The 26,366-nt window shown below is 46.3% G+C and carries 26 protein-coding genes and 1 tRNA gene; 14 read left to right on the forward strand and 13 right to left on the reverse strand.

Annotated features, from left to right (window positions below; all coding sequences use genetic code 11):
- Window positions 1-257: 257 nt before the first annotated feature.
- From pyrC to ACJJIL_RS16535, 3 genes are all read left to right on the forward strand, one after another.
- On the forward strand, window positions 258-1,289 hold the full coding sequence (gene pyrC, locus ACJJIL_RS16525) for a dihydroorotase (protein WP_445360245.1): 1,032 nt from the start codon (window positions 258-260) through the stop codon (window positions 1,287-1,289).
- A gap of 130 nt (window positions 1,290-1,419) precedes the next feature.
- Window positions 1,420-2,091: a ribonuclease T gene (gene rnt / locus ACJJIL_RS16530; RefSeq protein WP_282931564.1), complete on the forward strand. Its 672-nt coding sequence runs from the start codon at window positions 1,420-1,422 to the stop codon at window positions 2,089-2,091.
- 170 nt (window positions 2,092-2,261) lie between these two features.
- A complete protein-coding gene (locus tag ACJJIL_RS16535) occupies window positions 2,262-2,456 on the forward strand; it encodes a PFL_1563 family small protein (protein ID WP_413664697.1) in 195 nt (64 codons plus the stop codon).
- A gap of 105 nt (window positions 2,457-2,561) precedes the next feature.
- On the opposite strand, the gene secF is transcribed toward ACJJIL_RS16535, so the two are convergent.
- The 4 genes from secF to queA form a co-directional block, all read right to left on the reverse strand.
- A complete protein-coding gene (gene secF / locus ACJJIL_RS16540) occupies window positions 2,562-3,563 on the reverse strand; it encodes a protein translocase subunit SecF (protein WP_444894896.1) in 1,002 nt (333 codons plus the stop codon).
- An 11-nt stretch (window positions 3,564-3,574) separates the two neighbouring features.
- On the reverse strand, window positions 3,575-5,443 hold the full coding sequence (gene secD, locus ACJJIL_RS16545) for a protein translocase subunit SecD (RefSeq protein ID WP_445360246.1): 1,869 nt from the start codon (window positions 5,441-5,443) through the stop codon (window positions 3,575-3,577).
- Window positions 5,444-5,662: 219 nt separating this feature from the next.
- Complete coding sequence (gene tgt / locus ACJJIL_RS16550) at window positions 5,663-6,781, reverse strand: tRNA guanosine(34) transglycosylase Tgt (RefSeq protein WP_444894765.1); 1,119 nt, start codon at window positions 6,779-6,781, stop codon at window positions 5,663-5,665.
- Between the two features lie 14 nt (window positions 6,782-6,795).
- A complete protein-coding gene (queA, locus tag ACJJIL_RS16555) occupies window positions 6,796-7,869 on the reverse strand; it encodes a tRNA preQ1(34) S-adenosylmethionine ribosyltransferase-isomerase QueA (protein WP_445360247.1) in 1,074 nt (357 codons plus the stop codon).
- A gap of 178 nt (window positions 7,870-8,047) precedes the next feature.
- Here queA and ACJJIL_RS16560 point away from each other — a divergent pair.
- Window positions 8,048-8,134 (forward strand) — tRNA-Leu (locus ACJJIL_RS16560).
- Between the two features lie 378 nt (window positions 8,135-8,512).
- Complete coding sequence (locus tag ACJJIL_RS16565) at window positions 8,513-9,268, forward strand: hypothetical protein (RefSeq protein ID WP_413664692.1); 756 nt, start codon at window positions 8,513-8,515, stop codon at window positions 9,266-9,268.
- A 79-nt stretch (window positions 9,269-9,347) separates the two neighbouring features.
- On the opposite strand, the gene ACJJIL_RS16570 is transcribed toward ACJJIL_RS16565, so the two are convergent.
- The gene (locus tag ACJJIL_RS16570; RefSeq protein WP_413664691.1) at window positions 9,348-9,620 is read right to left on the reverse strand and encodes a hypothetical protein; all 273 of its coding nucleotides are present in this window, start codon (window positions 9,618-9,620) and stop codon (window positions 9,348-9,350) included.
- Between the two features lie 936 nt (window positions 9,621-10,556).
- On the opposite strand from ACJJIL_RS16570, the gene ACJJIL_RS16575 reads away from it, so the two are divergent.
- The 3 genes from ACJJIL_RS16575 to ACJJIL_RS16585 all read left to right on the forward strand — a co-directional run bounded on the left by ACJJIL_RS16575 (window position 10,557) and on the right by ACJJIL_RS16585 (window position 13,794).
- A complete protein-coding gene (locus tag ACJJIL_RS16575; protein ID WP_413664690.1) occupies window positions 10,557-10,808 on the forward strand; it encodes a hypothetical protein in 252 nt (83 codons plus the stop codon).
- A 585-nt stretch (window positions 10,809-11,393) separates the two neighbouring features.
- The gene (locus ACJJIL_RS16580) at window positions 11,394-11,825 is read left to right on the forward strand and encodes a GFA family protein (protein WP_445354929.1); all 432 of its coding nucleotides are present in this window, start codon (window positions 11,394-11,396) and stop codon (window positions 11,823-11,825) included.
- A gap of 487 nt (window positions 11,826-12,312) precedes the next feature.
- Complete coding sequence (locus ACJJIL_RS16585; protein ID WP_445360248.1) at window positions 12,313-13,794, forward strand: CAP domain-containing protein; 1,482 nt, start codon at window positions 12,313-12,315, stop codon at window positions 13,792-13,794.
- Window positions 13,795-14,050: 256 nt separating this feature from the next.
- Here ACJJIL_RS16585 and ACJJIL_RS16590 read toward each other — a convergent pair whose 3' ends face one another.
- Window positions 14,051-14,482 carry a winged helix-turn-helix transcriptional regulator gene (locus ACJJIL_RS16590; protein WP_445360249.1) on the reverse strand — a complete coding sequence of 144 codons (432 nt, stop codon included), beginning with the start codon at window positions 14,480-14,482 and terminating at the stop codon, window positions 14,051-14,053.
- A 666-nt stretch (window positions 14,483-15,148) separates the two neighbouring features.
- Here ACJJIL_RS16590 and ACJJIL_RS16595 point away from each other — a divergent pair.
- Entirely contained in the window at window positions 15,149-15,529 is a 381-nt protein-coding gene (locus ACJJIL_RS16595; RefSeq protein ID WP_445360250.1) for a tautomerase family protein, read from the forward strand.
- A 429-nt stretch (window positions 15,530-15,958) separates the two neighbouring features.
- Here ACJJIL_RS16595 and ACJJIL_RS16600 read toward each other — a convergent pair whose 3' ends face one another.
- The 6 genes from ACJJIL_RS16600 to ACJJIL_RS16625 all read right to left on the reverse strand — a co-directional run bounded on the left by ACJJIL_RS16600 (window position 15,959) and on the right by ACJJIL_RS16625 (window position 20,812).
- Entirely contained in the window at window positions 15,959-16,858 is a 900-nt protein-coding gene (locus tag ACJJIL_RS16600) for a hypothetical protein (protein ID WP_445360251.1), read from the reverse strand.
- A gap of 466 nt (window positions 16,859-17,324) precedes the next feature.
- Window positions 17,325-17,849, reverse strand: a complete 525-nt coding sequence (locus ACJJIL_RS16605; protein ID WP_445360252.1) for a hypothetical protein — start codon at window positions 17,847-17,849, stop codon at window positions 17,325-17,327.
- Window positions 17,850-18,168: 319 nt separating this feature from the next.
- Entirely contained in the window at window positions 18,169-18,846 is a 678-nt protein-coding gene (locus ACJJIL_RS16610) for a DUF7822 domain-containing protein (RefSeq protein WP_445360253.1), read from the reverse strand.
- A gap of 514 nt (window positions 18,847-19,360) precedes the next feature.
- Entirely contained in the window at window positions 19,361-19,627 is a 267-nt protein-coding gene (locus tag ACJJIL_RS16615) for a hypothetical protein (RefSeq protein ID WP_413664683.1), read from the reverse strand.
- Window positions 19,628-19,652: 25 nt separating this feature from the next.
- On the reverse strand, window positions 19,653-19,880 hold the full coding sequence (locus ACJJIL_RS16620) for a hypothetical protein (RefSeq protein WP_444935121.1): 228 nt from the start codon (window positions 19,878-19,880) through the stop codon (window positions 19,653-19,655).
- A 434-nt stretch (window positions 19,881-20,314) separates the two neighbouring features.
- Window positions 20,315-20,812 (reverse strand): SMI1/KNR4 family protein, encoded by a 498-nt coding sequence (locus ACJJIL_RS16625; protein ID WP_444935120.1) that lies wholly within the window; start codon window positions 20,810-20,812, stop codon window positions 20,315-20,317.
- Between the two features lie 870 nt (window positions 20,813-21,682).
- Between ACJJIL_RS16625 and csrA the strand changes: the two genes are divergently transcribed.
- Window positions 21,683-21,862, forward strand: coding sequence for a carbon storage regulator CsrA (gene csrA, locus ACJJIL_RS16630; RefSeq protein WP_299588813.1), 180 nt, complete (start codon window positions 21,683-21,685; stop codon window positions 21,860-21,862).
- Between the two features lie 121 nt (window positions 21,863-21,983).
- On the opposite strand, the gene ACJJIL_RS16635 is transcribed toward csrA, so the two are convergent.
- Window positions 21,984-22,712: a helix-turn-helix transcriptional regulator gene (locus tag ACJJIL_RS16635; RefSeq protein WP_444935119.1), complete on the reverse strand. Its 729-nt coding sequence runs from the start codon at window positions 22,710-22,712 to the stop codon at window positions 21,984-21,986.
- A 170-nt stretch (window positions 22,713-22,882) separates the two neighbouring features.
- Between ACJJIL_RS16635 and ACJJIL_RS16640 the strand changes: the two genes are divergently transcribed.
- The 4 genes from ACJJIL_RS16640 to ACJJIL_RS16655 all read left to right on the forward strand — a co-directional run bounded on the left by ACJJIL_RS16640 (window position 22,883) and on the right by ACJJIL_RS16655 (window position 26,196).
- A complete protein-coding gene (locus ACJJIL_RS16640; protein WP_445360254.1) occupies window positions 22,883-23,827 on the forward strand; it encodes an alpha/beta fold hydrolase in 945 nt (314 codons plus the stop codon).
- 343 nt (window positions 23,828-24,170) lie between these two features.
- On the forward strand, window positions 24,171-24,644 hold the full coding sequence (locus tag ACJJIL_RS16645) for a LabA-like NYN domain-containing protein (protein ID WP_445360255.1): 474 nt from the start codon (window positions 24,171-24,173) through the stop codon (window positions 24,642-24,644).
- 599 nt (window positions 24,645-25,243) lie between these two features.
- A complete protein-coding gene (locus tag ACJJIL_RS16650) occupies window positions 25,244-25,816 on the forward strand; it encodes a hypothetical protein (RefSeq protein WP_445360256.1) in 573 nt (190 codons plus the stop codon).
- A gap of 20 nt (window positions 25,817-25,836) precedes the next feature.
- A complete protein-coding gene (locus ACJJIL_RS16655; protein ID WP_445360257.1) occupies window positions 25,837-26,196 on the forward strand; it encodes a hypothetical protein in 360 nt (119 codons plus the stop codon).
- Window positions 26,197-26,366: the final 170 nt, after the last annotated feature.

Consider the following 26,366-nt stretch of genomic DNA (forward strand, 5'->3'; position numbering starts at 1 on the left):
TACGCGAAACTAGTGTCGGTCTGGGGGAGTTATTCTTGGAGATATGCCCAGGATCGGTAAATTGCGGGCACAACAATACCCACACTCTTTGTCGGGGCGCGATTGTAGCGCCTAAGCTCGCGATCGACTAGCGCCAAGGCGCGAGTAAGCACAATTGATTGATTTTTAACCTTTTCGTGCATCGCAATTTTGTACAGCTTCGGGTAGCATTCGCGCCGCACAACGACTCACTACGCTAAGAAGCTTTACGGAGTACCATGACGGAGCAAATTACCCTGCGCGCCCCCGACGACTGGCACATTCACCTGCGCGACGGCGCCGCTCTCGGGCGTACCGTGCCCGATGCTGCAAAACAATTCCGCCGCGTGATTGTAATGCCCAACCTGGTACCCCCTGTGACCGATGCCGAAAGTGCAGTGGCATATAAGGAACGTATTGACGCCAATGTTCCCGCCGACACCAACTTCGAACCCTTGATGGTGATCTACCTCACCGACAAGACCGACGCCGCCGTTATTCGCAAGGCCCATGAAGCTGGTGTTATCGCCGCCAAACTGTACCCAGCGGGCGCGACCACCAACTCCGATTCTGGCGTTACCGATATCGCCAATATCTACCCGGCCCTGGAAGAGATGCAGACCTGCGGAATGAAGCTGCTGGTACACGGTGAAGTGACCACCAGCGATATCGATATCTTCGACCGCGAGCAGGCTTTTATCGAGAAAACCCTGTCCCGCCTGGTAGATGATTTCCCCACGCTGAAAGTGGTGTTTGAACATATCACCACCGCCCAAGCAGTAGAGTTTGTACAAGGCGCCCGCGAAGGCGTTGCCGCAACCATTACCGCACACCACCTGCTGTACAACCGCAACCATATGCTGGTTGGTGGTATCCAGCCGCATTTTTACTGCCTGCCAATCCTCAAGCGCGGCTACCATCAAAATGCACTGATCGAAGCGGCCACCAGCGGTAACCCGAAGTTTTTCCTCGGCACCGACTCAGCCCCCCACGCCCACCACAAAAAAGAACACTCCTGTGGTTGCGCCGGCTGCTATACCGCCTACTCCGCTATTGAGCTCTACGCCGAAGTATTCGAGCGCGCGGGCAAACTGGACAAGCTGGAAGGCTTTGCCAGTGAGTTCGGCCCCGACTTCTACGAGCTGCCGCGCAACGAGGGCACCATCACCCTGGTCAAGAGCCCCTGGACCCTGCCGGAAAAACTGGATATGGGTGGTGAAAATCTGATTCCCCTCGCAGCCGGTGAAACCTTAAACTGGCAACTTGCGTAATCGGCGAATGCCCTGATTACAGCGCCTGCGGGGAGAACACTCCCGGCAGGCGCTGCAATTCGAATACAATACCCTGCCCCACCAGCGCCAAATGCTGCTGGCCTGAAGACAAGATTTACAAGGAACCACCGTGACACCCGCCGAAGAACCCACTGGACCAAAAAGCTCTCTCGCCCAGCGATTCCGAGGCTTTCTGCCCGTGGTCATCGACCTTGAAACCGGCGGCTTTAACGCCCGCACCGATGCACTGCTGGAAATTTCTGCGGTTATCCTCGACATGGATGACTCCGGCAACCTCTTCCCGCTGGAGACCCACAGTTTCCACCTGGAGCCTTTTGAGGGCGCCAACGTTGAGCAATCCGCTCTCGACTTTATTGGCATCGACCTGGAATCCCCGGACCGCGACGCCTGGCCGGAAGAAATCGCCATCCCCGAACTGTTCCGCAAGATTCGCAGCGCCGTGAAAAAGCACAGCTGCACCCGCGCCATCGTGGTTGCCCACAATGCCCACTTCGACCTGGGCTTCGTCAATGCAGCAGTCGAGCGGACCGGTATCAAGCGCAACCCATTCCACCCCTTCTCCTGCTTCGATACCGCTAGCCTCGCCGGCCTCGCCTACGGCCAGACCGTATTGGCCAAAGCTTGCCAGGTTGCTGGAATCGAGTTTGATAACAACTGCGCCCACTCCGCCGAGTACGACGCAGAAAAAACCGCAACCCTGTTTTGCGGCATCGTGAACAAGTGGAAAGAGATGGGCGGTTGGCCGCTGGAAACCGAAGAGACCACAGAAGAAGCCGAATAACGCACTATCCTCCGGGCTGCCTCAAAGCGGCCCGATTTATCCAAAAACGACAAAATTATTCGAAAGCTGTCGACAAAACACCCGCTATGTGCAGACTCTGGCCACTTGGGTGATTTTTTGTGCAAGCCGTGCTAATATGGCCCGCTTACACATAAAAACCGGATAGCGCCGTGGCCAAGAAACCTTCCTCTTCCTCCAATCGCAAACAAGCCGCTCCCCTCGAGACCAGCGAAAGTATCGAGGAGCAGGTAAAGGCGTTCCTCGCCGGTGGCGGTGAGATCGAGCAGGTGCCCAAAGGGGTGAGCGGCCAGACCAATACTTCCGGCCCCAAGCACATCACCCTCGGCAAAAAGCCCAGAGCCTAACCTCCGCGCAATAAAAAACCCCGACGGCGCTCCGCTGACCAGCAGCAAAGCGCGGCCGGGGCCGCTCGAAAATGGCTGCGTCAACGCAGCCACTTCTCATTCACATCAGGGCATTTCTTCCAGTTCCGCACCCTCTTTCACCGGCGGCATCAGATCTTCTTTGTTGATATTCAAAGCCATCAGCACGTTGGCAGCTACGTAAACAGAGGAGTAAGTACCCACAACCACACCCACGATCAAGGCCAGGGAGAAGTTGTGGATCAATTCGCCACCGAAGAACTGCAGCGCCCACAGCACCAGCAAGGTGGTGAAGGACGTCATAAAGGTACGGCCCAAGGTCTGGCTGATAGAAATATTGATAATTTCCTCAGACTCAGCCTTGCGCACCTTGCGGAAGTTCTCGCGGATACGATCCGATACCACAATGGTATCGTTCAGGGAGTAACCGATCACCGCCAGCACTGCCGCCAGTACGGTTAAATCGAAGTCCAATCCCATCACCGCAAAGAAGCCCAGCACGATAATCACATCGTGGCCCAGAGCCGCTACAGCGCCGAAAGAGAACTTGTACTGGAAGCGCAGGGCAACGTAGATCATCACCATAAACAGGGCCAGCATCATGCCCAGGCCGCCGTCATCGCGCAGCTCGGCACCTACCTGTGGGCCCACCATCTCGACACGGCGCAGCTCAACATCACCCTCACTGCCCTCTCTCAGGAGAGCGACAACCTTGTCACCGATCGGTGTCGTTGTTTCCTGATCGGTAGCGCTGATCTGGATTTCTTCCTCGGTCACCGCAGGGGGCAACTTGATCAGTAGGTCCTTTTCAGAACCAAAATTCACTACCGTGGCACCGTCGTAACCTGCCGCTTCCAGCTGGTCGCGCACGTCGCTGATAAAAGGCGTTACCTCATAACCCACTTCAACCTGGGTACCACCGGTAAAGTCCAGGCCGAACTTCAGGCCGTTCATTGCCAGTGCGGCGATGGAGGAAAGTACCAGCACCACCGAGACAATCCCGGCGATCTTGCGCCAGCGCATAAAGTCGTAGACGCGCTTGCCCATGTACTCGGTAATTTTGCCGTTATCCACTTTGGTCTCACTCATGACTGACTCCCTTAAATCCAGAGCTTCTGCACACGGCGACCGCCGTAGAACAAATTAACAATTGCTCGCGTACCCATAATGGCACTGAACATGGAGGTGAGAATACCGATAGACAGGGTTACCGCGAAGCCCTGTACCGGACCGGAACCGATGGCATACAGGATCACCGCCACAATCAGGGTGGTGATATTCGCATCCACAATGGTGCTGTAAGCATTGTCAAAACCGGCACTAATCGCTGTCTGGGGAGGCATCCCATTTCTGAGCTCCTCCCGTATTCGCGAGAATATAAGCACGTTCGCATCCACCGCCATACCCACGGTCAATACGATACCGGCGATACCAGGCAGCGTGAGGGTTGCACCCAACAGCGACATCACCGCCACCAGCAGGATCATATTCACCGCCAGGGCCAGGTTCGCGGCCAAGCCAAATACGCGGTAGGAAATCAGCATACAGATAATCACGGCCAGCAGACCGATCTGTACGGATTGCACACCCACCTTGATGTTATCGGCACCCAAAGATGGGCCGATCACACGCTCTTCCACAAAGTACATGGGCGCAGCCAGGGCGCCAGCACGCAGCAGCAGGGCCAGTTCCTGAGCTTCAGCCGGGCTGTCCAGACCGGTGGTGCGGAACTGCTTGCCCAAGGCACTCTGTACCGTGGCCAGATTAATAATCTTCTTCTCTTCGGTGCGCTTCTGCACGGTAACTTCGTTACCGTTTTCGTCGATCTCGGTTACCGGCTCAAAGCGAGTCTCGATAAACAGGGTACCCATACGGCGACCGACATTTTTCCAGGTAGCGCGGTGCATCATCTCGCCGCCACGGGCGTCGAGGGTGATATTTACCTGCGGGAAACCGCTCTCGTCGTAACCGACGCGGGCATTGGTAACGCTGTCACCCTTGATAATGATCTGGCGCTCCAACCAGGCACCACCATACATCTGCGCCTGGCGATCATCGCGGTACTCGAAGTATTCCTTGTTGGAAACCAGCTCATCCGGGCGAGCTTCCATACGGTATTCGAGGTTGGCAGTTTTACCGATAATACGCTTGGCCTCTGCAGTGTCCTGTACACCGGGCAGCTCCACAACGATACGGTTGCGGCCCTGGCGCTGTACGATCGGCTCAGCAACACCCAGCTCGTTCACCCGGTTGCGCAGGGTGGTGAGGTTCTGGGTTACGGCGTAATCTTCCAGCTGCTTGATTTCCTGATCGGTCAGGGTTGCGCGGATCTCCAGGTTTTCACCGCTGCCGGACTCGCGCAGTTGGAGCTGCGGGAATTCCTTGCGCAGGGTGGACATCGCCCGGCTGCGCAGCTCATCGTTGCGGAAGCGGGCAATAATCTCGCGATCATCCACCAGCTCCACATTGCGGTAACGAGCCTTGGCTTCCCGCAGTTTGCTTTTCACTTCCTGCTCGTAGCTTTCCATGTTGTTCTTGACGATGGTGTTGGTGTCGACTTCCATCAGGAAGTGCACACCACCAGCCAAGTCCAGACCGAGCTTCATCGGGCTAGCGCCGATATCTTTCATCCACTGGGGCGTAGTGGAAGCCAGGTTCAGGGCGACAACATAGTTGGTGGTACCGAGAGCTTTTTGAATCGCCTCTTTAGCCGGCAACTGCTCCTCCATGGAGTTCAAGCGGATCAGTACTGACTTGTCCCCAACTTCGCCGCCGAAGTGAGCAATTCCCGCTTCATCCAGGGCTTTTTGTGCATTCGCAAGGACATCGGGGCCGATGGTGAGTGCACTGGATTGCCCGGAAATCTGCACGGCAGGGTCCGGCTTGTAGAGATTGGGCGCGGCGTACATCAGGCCAAAGGCCACAACCGCGAGAATCAGAAAGTACTTCCAGATCGGGTAGCGATTCATGCTGTTCTCATTGTTCTAGTGTGACCCCAAGGGCCGGTAAATCTTGGCAATCTGCCTAAGCAATTTGCCTGGATATGCGGGCAGTATACGCAGAATGCAAGGTACACCGCCCCCAATAAAAGTGGGGGCTGATTATACGGGGATCGTGGGAACGGACAAATTACAGGGGTGCCGCAATGAGACGGGCAGCACCCCAGGCAGGGTAAAAGCGACGCCTGATCAGGCCTCCAGCGCTGGAACCTCGCGCCCCAGACCACGGTAGAACTCGGCGACATAAGCCTCCAATTCATTGGCGGCAATGGCATCGCGCAGCTTTTGCATCAAGCGCTGGTAGTGGCGCAAATTGTGAATCGTATTTAGCTGCGCACCGAGAATTTCACCGCAGCGATCCAAGTGATGCAGGTAAGCGCGGGAGAAATTCTCACAGGTGTAGCAATCGCACTCTTCCTCCAAGGGACCCGTATCGTGACGGTGCCTGGCGTTGCGGATTTTCACCACACCTTCAAAGGTAAACAGGTGGCCATTGCGCGCATTGCGAGTGGGCATGACGCAGTCGAACATATCCACACCGCGGCGCACTGCCTCGACAATATCCTCCGGCTTGCCCACGCCCATCAGGTAGCGCGGCTTATCTTCCGGCATCTTGTGAGCCAGGTGATCCAGTACCTTGATCATCTCATCTTTAGGCTCACCCACAGACAGGCCGCCAATGGCATAGCCATCGAAACCAATCTCGGTCAGGCCGCGCAGGGACACATCGCGCAACTCCGGGTACATACCGCCCTGCACAATACCGAACAACGCCGACGGGCTATCTCCGTGAGCCTTCTTGGAGCGCTCCGCCCAACGCAGGGACAACTCCATAGATTTGCGCGCTTCGTCAGTGGTGGCCGGATAAGGGGTGCACTCATCGAAGATCATGACGATATCGGAACCCAGGTCCCGCTGAACGCGCATGGACTCTTCTGGGTCCAGGAATACCGGGCTGCCATCGATAGGCGAGCGGAAAGAAACCCCCTCTTCCGTAATCTTGCGCAGTTCACCCAAGCTAAACACCTGGAAACCGCCAGAGTCGGTGAGGATCGGACCGGACCACTGGGTAAAATCGTGCAGATCGCCGTGGGCTTTAACCACTTCGGTACCCGGGCGCAACATCAGGTGGAAGGTGTTGCCCAGAATAATCTGTGCACCGATCCCTTCGATATCCCTCGGCAACATACCTTTTACGGTGCCGTAAGTGCCCACCGGCATAAACGCCGGGGTTTCCACCACACCGCGAGGGAAGCGCAAGCGACCGCGACGGGCCTTGCCATCAGTGGTATCCACTTCAAACTGCATAAAACATTCGCGGCTCACTGGGTATCTCCTTTCTCTGGTGCTACTTCTTCTTTTTTGGCATTGGGGTCGCGGGTAATAAACATGGCATCGCCGTAACTAAAGAAGCGATAGCGCTCCTCAACAGCGGCCTTATAAGCGGCCATCGTATGCTGGTACCCCGCGAAGGCACTCACCAGCATCAATAAGGTGGATTCCGGCAGATGGAAGTTGGTGATCAACTTATCCACAACCTGGAATTCATAACCGGGATAAATAAAGATATCTGTCTCCCCCACCGTGGCCTGTAACTGGCCACTGCGCGCCGCACTTTCCAGCGCGCGCACACTGGTGGTACCCACCGCAATCACGCTGCCATTGCGAGCGCGGCAAGCAGTTACCGCATCCACCACATCCTGGGAGACATCCAGCACTTCGCTGTGCATCTGGTGTTCATAAATATTGTCCACGCGCACGGGCTGAAAAGTACCGGCACCCACATGCAGGGTAACGAAGACAACCTCGACACCTTTATCCCGCAATGCACCGATCATCTCATCATCAAAGTGCAGCCCCGCAGTAGGCGCCGCCACAGCACCGGCATTGCGGCCGTATACGGTTTGGTAGCGCTCGCGATCGCTGGCATCGTCTTCACGATCAATATAAGGAGGCAGCGGCATATGGCCGAGGCGATCCAGAATCGCCAGCACACCCTCTTCTTTAGGGAAGGACAATTCAAACAGTGCATCCTTGCGACCGGTCACCTCTATACGGGTACCGTCCTCAAGGACGATGGTGGAACCGGGCTTGGGCGACTTACTGGAGCGCACGTGGGCCCAGATATCCGTCTCATTGAGCACCCGCTCCACCAGGATTTCCAACTTACCGCCGGTCTCCTTCTGCGCGAACAAACGTGCCGGGATCACCCGGGTATCGTTAAAGACTATCAGGTCACCAGCTTGGACCTGATCGAGAATATCTGGGAACTGCCGATGTGCAATGGCCCCGCTGGGCCCATCCAGACACAAAAGACGGCTGCCACGGCGCTCCTCGGTGGGCGCGCGGGCGATCAGCTCATCGGGCAGATGAAAGTCAAAGTCCTGACGCTGCATGGAATCCTGGAAATCTAGAAACTATGGAGAGGTCGCGAAGGTTATAGGAAATTTTAGGAGCTGTTAACTGGGACGACAGAAAATGCGCTAAGTTATTGAAATCACTGGTTGACCCAAGCGAAAGCATTGCTATAATCACGCCCTCTTCGCACCGACCCCAAGGTCGAGCAGCGAAAGTGCCAGAGTGGTGAAATTGGTAGACACAGGGGATTCAAAATCCCCCGCCCTTAAAAGCGTGCCGGTTCGAGTCCGGCCTCTGGTACCATTTTTCTTTTCAAATCAATGACTTAGCAGAGCCATTGCATTCAACCCAACATTTGGCATTTGCTTAACCTTCTGTACTTACAGGCTCAGCAATAGGCAATCCAGCTATCTGACACTCCTCTCATAATGCAGGAGTGAAACCTTTAGCCATTTTCCTCGCTCTACGAATAGACCTAGCAGCACCTTTGCCACACCTAGATTTTTCAGACCACCAAAAAAATCATCTCTGGTGATTCCTAGTGATTCCTAGATTCATAAATTTACTGCCAAAGCTAAAAACCTCGTGACAGAGGCTGACCCCTTATATACGTTTACAGTTAATCTTTTTCCCGAGAAATTCAGGGTGGAAAATATTTACAAAATACTGAAAGGAGATCAGATGCCAGTAATAGACCCGACCATCGCCACTAACTTAGCTGGTGTTTTATGTCAGAATTACGCGGATGAAACCAATAGCTTTTCAGCTAAGCACCCTGTGAGTGTTCAACACTTCACTGAGATAATGGCCTATTGCCACACTAAAATTAATCAGTACGCCTCGCTAGTCAAAAATGAAAAAGACGAACAAGCTAAAATAGCGGAAAGGTACTTGGACCTGGCAATCAACAATCTTTTTTCGTCAATGCAGCTCTTAATCATCGAGCACATAATTGCATCAGGTAACATGTTTCGGCAGGCTGTAGAAGCCACTTGCATAGCTATCCTTCTCTCTCACCGTGGAGAGCTTAGAACAACCTACAAAAAGAATGGGAAAAAAATAGAAGAAAATTTTTTATTTTTAGATATTTTTATGGAAGATAAACACTACAAATGGCCGTATCTTTACTTACCATTGATAGAGAAAAATAAGTCAGCCTTAGGCATAGATGCAGAATTCATAGAAGTATTCAAAGCTGCTCAGAGAGTTTTCAACGGCTATAGCCATGCAAGCAAAAAAACTATTAATCTAAGCCAGTCCGGCGGTATAGGATCAAGACTATTTATCGGCGGAGGGATAGGACATCCTGAAAAAAACCTTTTAGATTTCGAGCTTAAAGCAAGAATAAATTTTTCTAAAAAAATTCCAACCATAATTGATTACATCTATAAACTGCTACACCTTCAAACACCTGAAACCTCCGATACAAAAAGTTAAGACTTCAAATGCAACTAACTTCTCTATCTAGGCCCAAAACTCAAGACCCTAAATAGCTAGCATTATTAGACCCCAAGGTTTACCAAGCTACAGTTCCCTTTCTTATTCGCCCCTCCAGTTCCTCCATATTCTCCCGCTGGCAATCCATCGAGTTATGATAATCGTGCACTATGGAATCGCCAATTCTAGCCAGCCCTTTTATCACGCTAGGAACATCAGGGGCTTGGGCAATAGCGTGGAATAGGTTTCGCAGCATCTCGAAGCCTTCCATACTTTCGGAGGCTATGTCTCGGGCTTCACCAACAATGAACAGCGTGTTGGGAAGTGGCCTTTGAGCATTGCTGATAGTCATGATGGATTCCTTTATTGTTGGTCTGTAACAATCACCTCTAACTAATGTGACCCAATGTCCCCTATTCTGCAAACCTCCAAAAGGGGTAGCTTTAAGTGCCACCCATATTGACACCACATAAAATACCGGATCAAATACTGTATAAATAGCCAGACAAATAGGGGGTAATTAATATCTCTTCCGCCCAGTGCCCAAATTTTACTAGAGGCCACGCCCTATTATCACAGCGCTTCCCCCTGTGTACGAAGAACATTGCTGCGTAGCAGAAAATATAATCATGGACATCCATAGAAATAGCGCCATTTGATGACAACATTATGCATAGTACGTATAACAAACAATAAAAATAAAGCCCCCTTCAATAGAACCTATCCCAAAGGAATCAATTATGCCCAGAAAAATAAATTCACTCCGACTCCCTGGCAAAGGAAGCAAATATTATTTGGAATTTTTGAGAAATTTAGCACCCAAAATATTACTTTTTGCGTTTGTACTAATCATCGGTAGCAAACTTGATTTTACCAAAATTGATTTAAGCAACTGGGAGATGACGCTTATATTTTATGTGTTGCTTATTGCATTTCTTCTAGCATTCATTGGAAACTTCAGACAACTATACACAGGCTGCTACTCTGATATAGACCGCTGGAGCAAGAAAATATTTTTCAAGGCAAATATTTCTGAACGGACGGGACTCTCAAAACTATGGTTTTTCGCTTTGGCCATACTAAAAACGCGGCTCATAGTGTTTTTAGAATTACTATTTGTGTCAATACTTTTACCAATCGTTCTAGCAATGATAGTTAGAACCTCATTTTCTTCCACGAACAATCTATTACAGTGATTCTGGACACCCACAAAAGTAATATTTCAAGCGCCCCCATATTGACACCGCATAAAACACCGGATGAGTTCAAAAAACACTAAGGATAAGAAATGAGAGCCACGATAAAAGCTATAAACCCAAACAGAGGAATGTATGCCGCTAAAATACACAATGATGGATCATATGTTATATTTGAACTACTCGACATGGACGAGCCTGATTTGGGTGATGAGATAATTCATGCAAACTTCTATTCTATGGGCGGTGAAACATTTCAAAATATCACCAAGCAAAGCAAAATAGAGGTTTTCATCCAAAATGTGTGCGGAGCCAACCTTGTTCGCCAACAACTGTTACTTTAAATATATAACCAACCTGTAGATACTAGCCAGGATCTAATTATGAGGTTAGAGCAAGATTCTGATCTCATGACTCTAGAAAGATAAGGTTCAGAGATTTTGGACACCCACAAAATTTGTAGCTTCAAGCGCCATCCATATTGACACCACATAAAATACCGGATCAAATGCTGTATAAATAGTCATACATATAGGGATGACCAATGCCCCTTCCATCTAGTCTCAAATCTCACTTGAGGGCACCCCTTATTACCACCGCACCTCCCGCTGTGCATGGATAATATTTTCATGTGCCAGAGATATAGAATCTGGTAAAAACTATGAGCATCACCTCAGATAAATTAAATCTAGAACACACAATCTTACTTTAAATTTAACTATTGACTTCATAACATATACAATTAGGAACCACTATCATCTTGTAGTTCAGGATGAAACAAATAAATAGCTATCTAGGCCATCAATATTTATATCATAAAATTAGAATGGCATTTTCCATTTAAAAGAATCATTATTACTGAAAATAAAAAGGCATACTTAATTTAAGCTCTAAATTCAAGTAAATTTTTGCATCTACAGGCTCATTATATGAATAGTAATAATTCAATTACTTCCGGTGGTTGCTTATGTGGAGCTGTGCGGTACGAGGTTAAAGGGCCACTACGCAACGTAGTTAACTGTCATTGTAGTATGTGTCAAAAACTACATGGAAGTTTCGGCCCGCATACCAAAGCTCGCAAGGTCAACATTAAAATAACAAAAGATGACGGGCTGGCGTGGTATAAAACATCAGAAGTAGCCCGCAGAGGCTTCTGCCAGCAATGTGGTTCAAGCCTATTCTGGGAACCATTTAATCTCGATGCAACTGGAATTATTGCAGGATCACTGGATGGCCCAACCGGGTTGAAAACTATGGGGCATATTTTCACCGGCGAAAAGTGTGATTTTTACGAAATCGATGACGAACATCCTCAATTCAAGGAGTCATCTGATGGGCAACTAGTCAATGACTACAAATAGGTTATTTTTTTTAGCCAGAGTGATAGGGGCATGTTTTCGGTAATGCTGCCTCGTTTTCAAGAGCTTAAATACCGCCTGCTCCAGCCCACCAGTTCCAAATAGTGATTCAGCTGGAAAAGTAGCCCTTTCGGCATATTCAAACGCTCACCGTCGGCAAGTGGAAGTAGGATTTGGGGCTGTAAACAGCTAACCAGCTTATGCATTCGGCTTTCAATTCTTTAGCCTCAATGCTCGTACTCTTTTACAGAATCATTATCCCTATTGGCATACCTCGTGATTCTTAACTGCATAGGTATCTAAGCTTCTTAATTCTGGCATCCAAGATTTTTACGGGCAGTTCCATTAAAAAACTATTCTGTGGCTCCCCTGTTGCCCATGTAAAACCAAAAAATTATTGTGATGTAGCTTCCACTATCAATAATTTTAGTTGCATTTTGGAACTTATGGAGGTCAAATCAGTTCCAAAATGCAACTTATGAGACAGACAATGCGATTCAGCCCCACTGCTTTGCGCCCTTCCACAGAATTTTTTTTACCTGATCGCAAAAAAAATAAGCGGGCGAAAATCATACATCAGGCTTACCTGAGTCACTTTAGTAAGTCTGTATCACCAAGCGCGGTATGGATGGGAAATCCCGTAGATTTTTGGGCCAAAGTAGTTTCAATCTCAATCAGTATAAAGAAGATCACTCTCGTTTTACTGGCTTGTGTACTCCTTGCAGCCTGTGGAGGTGGTGGAGGGTCCAGCACCGATCCTGATATGGATAACCCTACTACTCCGGAAGTACCTGACCCGGCTGATCCAGAAGACCCTGATCCCACTGATCCGGAAGACCCCGATCCCACTGATCCAGAAGAGCCTGACCCATGTGAGTCTGACTCATGTGAGCCTGACCCGAGAGATGATAATTACATTCATGAATTATCGCAGATAGAAAAGCAGGCTTTACTAGATGCACATAATGATTACCGCTCTAAATGTGCCAGTGGAGAAGGTAGTGGAATAAACGGACCAGAGTTCGCCTCAGACATGATCAAAGTTTTCTGGGACCCTGCACTGGAAGAAATGGCTAAACAGCGAGCACTCAGTTGTTACAATGGTCATTACGGGGGACCTCAAGGTATTAGAAATGCCTATGACTCGGTTAGACACTTGACGTCCTACGAAAGTGAAGGTTTAGCACGCGGGAAATATGCCACAGAAAATATTGCCCTCTTTACACACAATCCTCCTGCTTCTAATTACAACATTTCAACCTGGGAATCCGCAGTGTTTGATTGGTATCACGAAAATACTAGTTATGACTGGGAAACCAATGCTTGTTATGGTGAACATTGCGGTCATTGGGCCCAAGTTTGTAATAATGAAACTCGATATATCGGTTGCGCTATCGCTAACTGCAATACCGGAATAGCTGGCACTGGAAACTCAAGCTATGATGATGGCGCCATACAGGTTGTGTGTACATACTGGCCAGAAAGGGATGTATCTAAAAAACCGTTTAATGAAGACCCATACGGAAGTTGCGCGAGATGCAGGGCAGGTTTTGACACCGACCAATGTCATGAAAATTTGTGTGTTGGTGGTAAGAGTACTACTTTTGTGTCAAGCGAAGGGATTAATGACGAGCCTGATCAATGCCACGATGGATTAGGCCGGTATGAAAAGCTTTGTAATGAAAGTGATGACATTACTCCGCCTTCCGATGTAACAGGTATCAGTTATGAAATTTTGAATGGTGCTATACATCTTAGATGGGAGAAATCACAAGATGATTATGGAATCAGTCGTTACATAATATATAGGCAGAGCATAGACTTGACTGGTTATCTAGGTCCAACCTCCAAAACTGAGTTTGTTGATGAAAATACCCCTGAAGGTATTTCTGAAATTGATTACTATATTAAAGCTGTTGATCTAGCAGAGAATAGTTCTGAATACTCAGTTATTAAGGTTTACTTAGACTAGGATGCCTTAAATATAGTAGCCAATATAGATTAGTTCAGACTCAACCTGACAGTTACCCGCTTATCGGTGGTACCTGTCAGGTTATAGCTGAGCTAACTTCTTTCTGCCCAGGTAGTTTTCCCATCCAGCAATGTATTCAGTGGTGTTCGTCCACAACATATTGTTAACCACATGCTACGCAATAGAAGCACAGGCAGAACTCAAATAAACAGGATTCGACCAGATTACCCGCAGCCAACTTGGTCGTAACAGCCCCTTAGTACTCTAAGTCAAGGTCCAGCAGACTAACCGGTTCACCATCTTTTCCAACCAAATCCACGGTCACAGGCGTCCCCGTTCTTTTATCAATTACACGAGCCCATCGTGTATTTGGCTTTTCAGACCAGTGCGTACCCCACTCAATAAGGGAAACTAAAGTAGGGGCCAGCGCAATGCACTTCGGGGTTGCGTTGTAGAGCATTCGGCGCGCTCCGGGGCTGACTGGGGCCTTAACCAGAACCCCAGCTTCTTCCAAGCTATTTAGCCTTCGAGTAAGAATATTTCTGGAAATTTGTAGGCTCTCCTGCAGTGTGTCAAACCGGTTCACCCCTCTCAGTACATCGCGAATAATAAGCAAACTCCAGCGATCCCCAATCACCGAAAGCGCCTCTTCGATCGCACATTGAACAGCGGATTTCTTCTCTCTCATAACAGTCCTGTAGTAGCCCAGGGCGCCATAGTCTCACAAGGAGTTTCATTACAGAACTCTCCAAGGCTAATCAATAAGCCCTCATATAACTAAAAGTTATTTAAATATGTGCTTTACTTAGCTTCAAATAAGTTGCATTTTGGAACTTATTGGCGCCTAATAAGTTCCAAAATGAAACCTAAAGGGCAGGTAATGCGATTCAAACCTATTGTTTTGTGTTCTTTTATCGAGGGGACATTAACTAACCATGTAAAACAAAAGCTGGAGCTAATCATTTATCTTGCTTACCGGGATCATATCAGCCCACATGTAGCACCCAAGGTTGTATGGATGGAGGTACCAGTTAATCAAGCATTTATGGAGGGTAAGCCATCATCAGTGGCCACCCTTATGGCCCCCCTACCTGATGGAACTACCAATACTCTACGGCACTCATTTTTATACAAGCTGCTGGACCAGTGGTGTACTACAGCGGGAAGCGATATATACGAGGTGGTCATTACAGCCCCAGACCATTCTCTCAGCAAAGAATTTCTACGCACAAATCGCAATCGAATGTCTCCGTTTAGGCAAATAGGATTTATTGGCAAGACACTAATGCGCTTAGTGAAATCCAAAAGCTCCTCGGGGCAATTCAAAACACACATCAACTTATAAGAGATGAAAATGCCCCTCTACACAATTTCCACTAAACGGACACTATTGGACTCTGAACAGCAAGCGCTAGTATCCGCATTTACAGAAGCTCATTGCTCCATTACCAACGCACCTGCACAGTTCGTACAAGTTGTATTCAGCCGAGGGGTTCGCCTGCGCTCAAATAGCATTGTCCATATCCTGGGCTCCATTCGCTCAGGGCGTAGTGATAAAATCAAGTCAGAGTTGATCAGCGCTTTTGTCAACTCCGCTTCTCAAATATTGTCCTGTCCCCGATCCAGCTGCGCAGTAGATCTTATCGATGTTCCCGCAAGCTGGGTTATCGAGGGAGGCGCCGTGATGCCGGAGCCTGGGCAAGAGCAAGAGTGGCTCGCCCAGCAGGCAGGCTAGGTCCAAGCTGACTTCACACACTCCAGAATAATGAATAACACAATGCTGCCAAACTCATCATTCAAGTAGCTAACTTGTTTATAAGTGTCAGTATTGAAGAGAACAATCCAGAACACCCAAAAACTGGAGGATACCGAAATAAGCTAGCAGCATGTGGCTGAGAGGTGGCGCCAACAACCGCCTGAGCTGTGTCCCCAGTGTTTATTGAACTGGGGACACGTTTTCTTTACCGTCTCCACTGATTCCACTAAGCCCTTAATGCGACCTTCAAAATTTCGGTAGAAAAATATCCAGTTCGTAGATGAGGTGCCCAGCCGCTCTATGAAGATTTTGTCCCCCTATTACCAAATAAATTACGCCCAAATAAATAGATAACACTACTTTGTAAAACAGACACTAAATTTTCCTTGGTGTTAAAATCCTATGGTTTTATAGTGTTCTAACATATTTAAACTCAAAATCTCCCCCACCAAATACAACCAGCAGAATTCCGGCCCCAAGTATTGGCAAATGCCCTATCAACTCATGAATACCAAGAATCGATGCAGTTAATAGAAAGAAACTTAATACCGTAAGAGTTGCTAACCGCGTTGACCAGCCCAACAAGATAACCAACCCAAAGCAGAACTCAGCCATTCCAGCAGAAAAAACGAAGGTCAAATCGGAGAAAGAATGCCACCCCAGATTAGACATAAAGTTCCAATGATAGTGCTGCAGAAATTCAAGACCCAAGTGAGGATTGAGCCACTTATTGTGAACTGCCAGAGTCATTAGCTGAAGGCCTAGTCCGCAGCGTAAAGCAAGTAATCCAAGATTTGGCTTTTGATACAGTATAAATGCCAGTGAAAGCCCTAAAAATTCAAAGCCATAATCAATCCAGATTGAGAATGGATAAGTAGCCATTATTGAGAGCAAAAGCGCGAAGATTAGATACCCGGAGCTTCTTAGGCTGACATCTAAAATTAACACAATACCAATTACCAGCTGAAACTCATTAACAAGACTTTGCGTGACAGAGAATTCCAGGTTGGGGGCCAGTAATACACCCGAAAAATAATTAAAAACAAAGGTTAACCCAATCAGTGCAGACGTGATATGCCAAATTTTGTGACGACCAATGTCGGACCAGAGGTAGGGAAATTTATTAGATGCTTTGTGAACTGCCACTACCTCAAGTGACTGTAAGGATCTATTCACCATACAGTATAGAAAGCCTCCCAAAAGAACTAACGCATATATCCAATTCCACTCAAACTCAACGGCGCTACCACCGTTTTGTACAAACCAGCGTACATGAGACCACGCAGGAGGCGAAACAAAGTAGCCCATAAAAGCTAGCACTAATAGGCAACTGTACGACTTTCTCTTAGTACACATAATTCTGACCTCATTAAATACTCCTTTTTGCCCGCAGTGAACTCATACAGGAAAATCTTGCACGCGATCATATATAGTTCACGTAATTAGAGTAAATGAGGTAACTTTCACATTGCTAGGCACTTAACAAATGTGAAAAAAATAGCATGCTAAGGGAATTCTTTGTCAACCAAAAAAAATCTTGGAACAGCCTCACAGAAAATGAAATTATCGATCTATTGTGAAGTCACTTGGAGAATCCTAACTGAGTAGCGTGAGTCTATAATTTAAACAAATCTAGACACTCACATAAGATACAGGATCAAGTGCTTTATAAATACAGGAGATAACCAGTACCTCCTCTACCCATTACTCAAATCTCATTAGAGGCACCCCAGCTCTAAGCCTATAGAAACTAGTATCCACCATTACAGAACATTTATTTCTTTATTCTTATGCTATCCAGTATTTTCTCTACCATATCTCTGTCTGCTTCAATTTCCCTATTGCTGCGTTCCTCTATAACAATAACAGACCTGTCCCCCTTATGAATAAGGTACAAGGTAGTTCTCACAGTGTTAAATTTATAAAAACCATCAGTTTTATAAATATTGATAATACCTGGAACCATCCTACCATCTATAGGGGTAATGGTTTTACGCGTCTCCTTTTCAAGCACTTCTATTCTGCTGTATTCTTCTAGCATAATCCTACTAATATTTTCGGCTAGATCTGGCAGTGGCAATTCAACTGGATATGGTGTTACAGTAATAAATACTGACGTACGGTTTGGACCATCAACAAAGATCTCCTTGAATCCATCTTTATCTACCTCATAACTTACATTGAAGCTGTCAGGATAAAATAAAAATAGATGTTCGTCTTCATACTTCTTTAACTTATCGGCAAGGGAATGGGCGCTAAACGCTAGCAACAACACTAGCACTAGAAGATTTCTAAACATTAAGTTTTACTGAAATGGTTTGTAGTTGATAGTGCTAAATAATATATGAATTTTGCACTTTAAGTTGTGAACTTTAGATGCCTGATGTCATCTTATGAAAAGTTATATAAACAATGTCGCCAAATGGTAACTTGACTGGGATTGGTATGGGATACCGGAAAGTTGGCTATTAATACCACCCCATAAGCACTATCAAGCAATCATCTTCATATCGACAAGAGTGAAGTGCTGAACTAGTTCAATACATTGGGAAAGACACAGAAGCCTCTAAAACTAGCCCAGCATTTCTTTAAGTGGAAATAAGAGTTTCGACATTCAATTATTCAAGAGACTCCTCAAATTCCTTTTTGCTCTCTAAATCGTAATAAAGGATATCACTCCAATACAAACCCACCGGTGGCTCACACTCAACGTTGTCAAATTTATCATTGAACTGGAGCCCATAAAATGGACTTAAAACAGATTCTGAATTGTTTTCTGCTGCACTCTTTACAATATCAGCTGATGCCTCTGGGTCTTCAGGAAGTGCATCAATAGCTGCTCCAGCTTCACGGCAAGCGACAATTTCGGATTCAACGTAGCCACGCAGAACTGACCCTTCAGAGCCATCCATACAGTCCAGCTCGATAGTCTCAAGCAGTAGATGCCTATCCTTATGCTCTTGAAGGAATTCTAACGTTTCATTTAACATTGAATCCGGCAGATCCGTAATGTCTTTGCTAATAACTCGCAGAACTTCAACAAATTTCTTTAACCGCGCAAATCCTGCCTCAAAGTCACTACTAATAGCATAAAGTTGAGTTTTATCATCAGGTGCATCGTCCTCAAAGCCATCCGAGACTAGTGACGCGCACAGTTTGGGATTCCCGGACATTAGTACACGGTAAGTGAAGGGAATACTATACGGCCATTCAGATAAGCCTGAGATAGTCTCGGGGCGGTCTGAATAGGATTTAGGTTGATTACTAAGGCTATAAAGATAAGAACGATTTGCCATTTTGAGGCTCCCTATAAATACTGCCAACGGCACAACTTTATCGCTGTCATGCCTTTTCTGCTTAAGAAAACTATTGGATTGAAACTTCCTGGGCTAGGAAAGTCGAGAGTGAAGTTAACTATGTGTGCTTACCATCCAGTTAGTTGCTAATAACCATCGGTTCATTCGTAAATTGAGTAGATGGATAAGTTAGGTACTGACCGCCAGCGTTCTATTTCTGTTAGAACTAGACTCTACCACTACTGAGCCTGATTATGTACAAAGGGGCTTTATTTTAATGATATTTTTCAGAAATTGATTTTAATCAATTTCAGCTTGGAGTTTTTCTAACTGTGCCGTAGCCAGAGCCATTCAACTTTACCCCTGTAAATAGCTCTGGTCACCCGGTAGATTATCAAACCACAACCTGCCTTAACCTGAACTTTAAATTACTCACGCTATACATGTAACTATTACTTACTTTTTCTACCCTCTGTCTTCGTTCATTAAGTCTACCTTAGTTACCAGGCTCCTATTATTCGGGACACTCCCTTTCTTCCAATACCCCACCCCTCTTGATTGAGTATTCTGTATAACTTCCGGTCATTATATCGAGAATTTGTAACCAGGAATAAAACAGCGCTTTTTCAGATTTAGCAATTTCTTCTGCCAGTTCCTTTGCGGATTCCTCTGTGGGTGCAGAATCCCTAAAGCTTTTTGCACCACCATTCATTAAATGAACCCGCTCTGCAAAAATTGCGAACCGATTGATTTTTCTTCCCATAATTTGCTCCTTATCCATAAAAACAGCTTAAGTCCTTACATTCCTAAGCTGATACTTCCATCCAATTTATACTTCGCTCAACTCCTCGCATTTGCGCCAGGGTCACCTCTAACTCCTCGCGTAGATTCATCTCCACTGATACCGAGAAGCTGCGCACGTATTTTGTATAATTAAGGATACAGATAGCGTACATTGGCCGGTTGTTATAACCCGATCGGTAACGGCAGATCCGGATCGGCTCCCCGTCAATAGTGATATTTCTGGCTCCCATTGCCACCTCCACTCAAGATACTGTACATGAATACAGTATACGGTAAGAGGTTCAGGAACTGTCAAGTCACTATTGCCGCCAGTCCACGCGCCACTCCGCCCATATCGTCCTTCTGCACGCAAAATTACCAGTGTTATCAAGGAGTTTGGCACGTGGGGAATTACCGCTTACGCCCATATCCGCAGATATACACTTCCTGTGTATTGGCAACCCAGTCGTATAAAGTGCTGGGACAAGCCATAGGCTGTATAAGAAACGATCAGCGATCTATTTTTTGATTAAAAAATGATTAACAAGGCTTGAGGTGAGGGAACACCGGTGAGTAGTACACAGGCTACACCGCTCAACTCAATGCAAGGGAGAAGCAGAGGGGTTGTCGTAGAACAATGTGTATCCTGCTAGCTACCAGGAGTATTTGGGGAATGCTTGGGTAGTCAGCCTTTAGGAGGGTTTTGCGGTACCTCTAAGCTCTCTAGGCTTTTAGCCAGCCAGTCTTCATACCAGTTAAGATAGCTACTAGACCAAGGCTGTGGCTCCCGGTAACTCTGAGTAACCCATACTTCCCCACGATGAACACCGTTAATAACTAACATAAATTCAATACCACAGCCTATTTCTGCAATATCAATGGTGCCTTCTGACATCGGGTATTCATCTTCATCATCCTGGTAGTAGTGCGGAAGACCCTCTACATTAGCACCATAAGAATCCGCAGCCCCAAAACCAATCTCAAGAAGAAAGGCTCGAAACTCCTGCGGTAAAGAAATGTTGTACTGTTTCTCGATACCGTTAACTTCTTCCTCCGAAAACCGACGGAAGTTATATTTCCAGCGCTCTGCACCAAAGAGAGAACAATCCTGATCCAAACCACTCAGCCGTTTAAGTTGTTGTTTGATGCCCAGAAGCCGGCTTTCTATATCTTGTGTACTCATACCGTCTATATTTTAAATGTTTATAAGTTTCAATACTTTCTAGATTATATCTTTTAACTCAACAGCTGAAGCACCTACTCCACATCCTGCAGCACTGTAACCTAACGAAGAGTGAGATTACTTCAATTTGTGCCATTTCGTAAATCTCAATTCGCGACCATAATTACTGCGATAAGAGCCCCAAAAATAAAATAGAAAAATACAAACCACCCTTAAACTAAGATACCTACTTACTTACAAAAATCAAAAGAGATATTTGCGATGTATACCAGTGATTTAATTTAGCCAATTTAATCTAGATCAACCATGGGCCCAACAATATCAAACTCAAACAGCAGGTAGCATATTTTAAAACCTTAAATACAGCTGGAAAGATAGGCGCTGAAATGATCTTATTGGAATTTATTCAGATTGTTTTCAGCAACAAAACTGCGTAAGGTAAGTGAATATTTCTCGATATTTTGATCGCTGTTGAGCAGTGTTATTTGTGAGAAAGTCGAATTCAAAATATTGCAGAACTTTATAACTTGCCTATTCCCTCAAAGGAGAACGGTAGCGTGACATAAAAGTAAGTAAAAGTCGCTGACCCAAGGTGCTACCAACACCAGGGGCCAGCTAACCAAATTGATAAACGACCTATCAAGATGGCTGTATGGATGATACGCTAGAAACCCGCTCGCCTTCAATAAAGTGGAGCACATTCAGTAACTTGAGGCAATTACTCAGGTTCTGGCAGCGTTGTGTCCGTCTTTTCTACTTTTATGCCTACCGCTCCCGTGCCCCACCCCGCCTTCACTCTTCAACTTTCTTTCTAAGCTTTCCCATTGCGGGAAGGCTACCCATGGTTTGAGTATCATTAGGGAATAATATATGTTGATTTTGACTCGCCGAATTGGTCAAAACCTCAGAATTGGGGCTAATGTCTCAATCACTGTATTGAACGTTAAAGGCAATCAAGTACAAGTAGGAATAAAGGCCCCCAAATCTTTAGCCGTCCACCGCGAAGAAATTTATAACCGTATCCAGAGAGAACAGAAGATAGGCAAGTAAAATCTGTAAGCGGAAAACCTGGACCAATTATTGGGGGCAGAGCCGAGTAAGCTAAGGAGTTACACTGCCACCAATTATTGGCCTTTCGCGGGAGCAATCATACTTACCGTCAAGAACCCAATCATTTTGAAACTTTGGGATTATCACGAATTGGAGATACGCCATCTTCGAAGACTATATGTCGTCTTCGAAACTTCTTATCCTGAAGGTATTCCGGCTGGCTAATTCGATCCATTCGAAAATGGCGAAAGTCATTGCGAGCAGGGTCCCAAGCTACCAGATACCATAAGGGTGGCAAGATCAACATAGCTTGCGGTTCAACAACACGGCTAGTTACTGCCCCTTTTGCATCACGATATTGGAAGCTCAGGTATAGTCGCTGAAGAAAAGCCGTTTCAAATGTAGGCAGTAGTAAGGGCGACATCTCTCCGACATTAGATACGTCTACCTCCGGCGAAAGCTTACCGATGTACAGGCAATCCATAAACCTGCGTAAATCACGCACCTTATCAACGGGTAAAGCCTTCTCTATTTTTGCCAGCCCGGCATCCGCAAGATCCGAAAAGGGCAAACTCCCTGCTGCACGCACGGATGCAACGCTAATAAGCAACGCAAAAATCTCAGCGACCGAGAGCCGAGCTGTAGTTTGAACCGATTGCGGATCAAGTTGCAGGCCGCCCCCAGGGCCAGGTTCAGAACGGATAACAAAACCCTCATCCCGCAATGAGCTGATATCACGCAGCACGGTGCGCCTGGATGCGCCAACTTCAGCGGCTAAATCGGCAATCGTCAAAGTGCCCTTTCGCCGAAGGCTTCGCACTATGGCGTCTTGTCGGAGACGTACATTCATTTTACACAGACATTAATAAATGGTGACAGTTTTTGGCACCATTAGATTCTAGCCTATGCACTCACGATCCAGCAAAGGGATGTTGAAGTTGGAACAACCCTTAAGGATAGAGAGCGGAGCCTGCTGGTAAACAGCAGCTCTCAAGGCCTCCCCAAAAAAGAGGAAGTAAATTGTCTAGAATACCCGATTTCCCCACACCTACTCTTATCTCAGTGAATGGCATAGAGCTGGAGGTCTTTGAAGCGGGCCAACAGAACACAGGAAACCCCGTTGTGCTTTGTCACGGATGGCCGGAACATGCCTTTTCCTGGCGCCACCAAATACCCGCTCTCGCCGCAGCGGGCTACCACGTTATCGTTCCCAATCAGCGAGGCTATGGCAACTCATCCTGCCCAACGGAAGTAACCAGCTATGACATCGAACAATTAACCGGCGATCTAGCTGCACTTCTGGATCACTACGGATACCAAGATGCAACCTTCATCGGTCATGATTGGGGTGCAATGGTCGTTTGGGGAATAGCGCTATTACATCCAAGCCGTGTTAATAAAATTATAAACCTCGCACTGCCCTATCAAGCCCGAACAGAAAAACCTTGGATCGAGATTATGGAGGAACTCCTTGGGAGCGATTATTATTTTGTGCACTTCAATAGGCAGCCAGGTGTTGCGGACGCAGTGTTGGACAAGAACGCTTCCCAGTTTCTTCGTAATTTGCTCCGCAAAGACGTACCTCCTACACCGCCGGAGCCTGGTATGGTAATGATCAATCTCGCGAGAGCAGTATCACCGCTTGGTGCCCCCTTGCTGAATGATAGTGAACTGGCTGTATTCGTTTCCGCATTTGAAAAAACGGGTTTTACAAGTAGCATAAATTGGTATAGAAACCTGGATCGCAATTGGCACATCTTGGCAGATGTAGACCCAGTTATCCAAAAGCCGACCCTTATGATTTACGGCGATCATGATTTGATACCTAGGTCTCCAGATATCAAAGATTTCGTTCCCAATGTAGATGAGGTGAACCTTAATTGCGGCCATTGGATTCAACAGGAAAGACCGGAAGAAACCAATCAAGTGATTTTAAACTGGCTGGAACAACAATCCGCTACTTAGTATCCATTTTTCTAGAAAATTTCCTTTCTGATTATCCACACAGAATCCCGCAAAGAAGGCGTTCACGGTAGGATACCCACTGTAAAGTGGCCGTCTGGGGATAGCATGTGCATATATGCGAGACATGCTACTTCATAAGGCCACTGCTCAACACTATATATCTCGACACAACTCATCAGATACTGATAAATTGGCTTTGCTGCCGAGATGTTCCTCACCTCTAATTTTGGCTGACAATCATCGCTTAAGTATGTAAAACTAGTGGCTTAATGCATCCACCCTGATGCAGGCAGATCATAACTTCACTGTCAATTTCAGAATTTTATAATAACTGGATTACCAAATGGAAAAGGTTGCCATATTTGTTGATGTACAAAATGTTTATTACACATGTCGACAAATCTATAAACGAAACTTTGATTACAACAAGTTTTGGCGGAAGGTGACAGGGGGTAAAAAAGTTGTTAAAGCCATAGCTTACGCCATCGACCGTGGTGATAGAAAACAGTATGAATTTCAAAACATCTTAAGGTCGATTGGTTTCGAAGTGAAGTTAAAGCCCTTCACCCAAAGATCCGACGGATCAGCCAAGGGCGACTGGGATGTGGGCATAACTATTGATGCTATGGAATATTCAAGCTCGGTAGATACAGTGATTTTAGTGTCAGGAGATGGCGACTTTGACATTCTTGCCCATAAGCTCAGGTTAGATAGAGGCAAGAAAGTTGAAGTATATGGTGTTCCGGAATTGACGGCTGGAGCATTAATTAATGCGGCGAGCAAATTCACTCCAATTGAAGATAGGTTATTGCTGTAATAACTACCAAGGCTACTAACTGGTGTTCAGTGGCCTTAAAGAAATTTCACTCAAAATAACCATCTAGTCACTTATGTGATTTTAGAACAAATACCTATGCTATTAGTCAACAGACAAGTCTATTATTGGCTTTTATACTATCTAATTACACCTTAGTAAGGCTCAAGGCGTCAACAAATGAAGAGCTCATTAGTTATAATTTTGACCCTATTCTCTATGGCTTCTATAGCAAGAGGGGATGTAAATAATTGCCCTAAATTAAATCTCAACATTCCTGAATCTAAAGCCAACCCAGTAATAAAGATCGCACCACTGCGTCCAATAGGCACTAACAGGAACTTACCCGTATGCGTAGTCGTGTCCTTTAGACTGGTGGAGAAAACGACGTCTGAAGGAGGAGGTCTTGTTCCTGGGGAAATAAAGATCGAAGGTTCATCTGATAAAGCATGGGATACCCCCGTTAAAGTCGCCGTATCAAGATGGCTTTACCTTTCAGAAGGTATCGACTATCGTGGGCGTCAGTATGTGATCTATAAGATTCCCTCACAATCCCCATAGTCAAAAACTAGAAAAGCTAAATGGTACCGTTTAGAGATTTTATGCGTATATTGGTACTCTTGATTACACTTATCCCCGCAGCAGTTTTTGCAGGAGGTATAAATTGTACTAGCGACGGAGACTCAGATCGCTATAAAAATCAGCTCAAAAAATTCAATGCTCAGCTACTATGCGGCCTAAGTCCTGAGTATGTTGCAGGATTTCGTATTGTTTTTGCTCCATCATTCGGACAAGCCAAGATAACAACGGTTTACCAACGCCATGACGGGACACTAGATGTAAATGGTAAATATCTTCTATCGTTATCTCAGTACATGGACATGGTTTCCCAATTTAAGGATCTCAACCTCTTTAAATTAGAAAGTTATGATAGATTAATTGATTTGTACTGTGCCAAGCCTCCAAAATTATCAACGAAAATAGATTCCTCCGAACCTAATAAATGCCCTTTGGGGCTCGATGGGGAGACCGTTTATATTGAGGCTGCCTATGGAGGCCAAAAAAGGACCGTTCAGCGCTGGAATGGACTAAGTGTTGCTCCCTATGTGGAAAGGGACTTTAGTAGAACTGCAAATTTTCTCCTAAATATACTTGACTCTGAAATTAAGGAATAATTTATTTTTATATATACTCAATGAGAACACTTAAGATTCTATTATTTTACTTTAGGGAGTGGAAAGGATTTAGCCTAATAGTTCTCCTTCTATTACTGGTGTTACTTCATGTTATTAACCTTGCCAGTAACACCGAGAAGGTTGTAAAGCAAAATGGTACAATCAAATCAAAGTTTTATATTGGTCGCTCCAATGCTGCTCACATACCAAAATACCAATATCAAGTAGAGCTGAAGAATCGCAAGGTGATTGATGTGGGCAGCGATATGAACCTACACCCAGGTGATACGGTTTGTATTGCAAGCATCACTTATAAAAATAGCTTGAGAGTCGCCCAATATACCATAGAGACTTCAAACGGCTGCACCGGTGCACAGTAATCGGCGTTGCGTAAGAATCTAATTTTATGTTCCGACTAACTCCACGAGACTCTAGCCGTTGAGCTTTAGGCGTCAGCTCAGAGACCCGCTAATTCCCATGCCTATCAATCCTTATATTAGTTTCTTTACCTTAACCATATTAATAAACTCAGCATGGTGATAGGTGCGCC

It is taken from the genome of Microbulbifer maximicatervae (SeqCode), assembly GCF_052468095.1.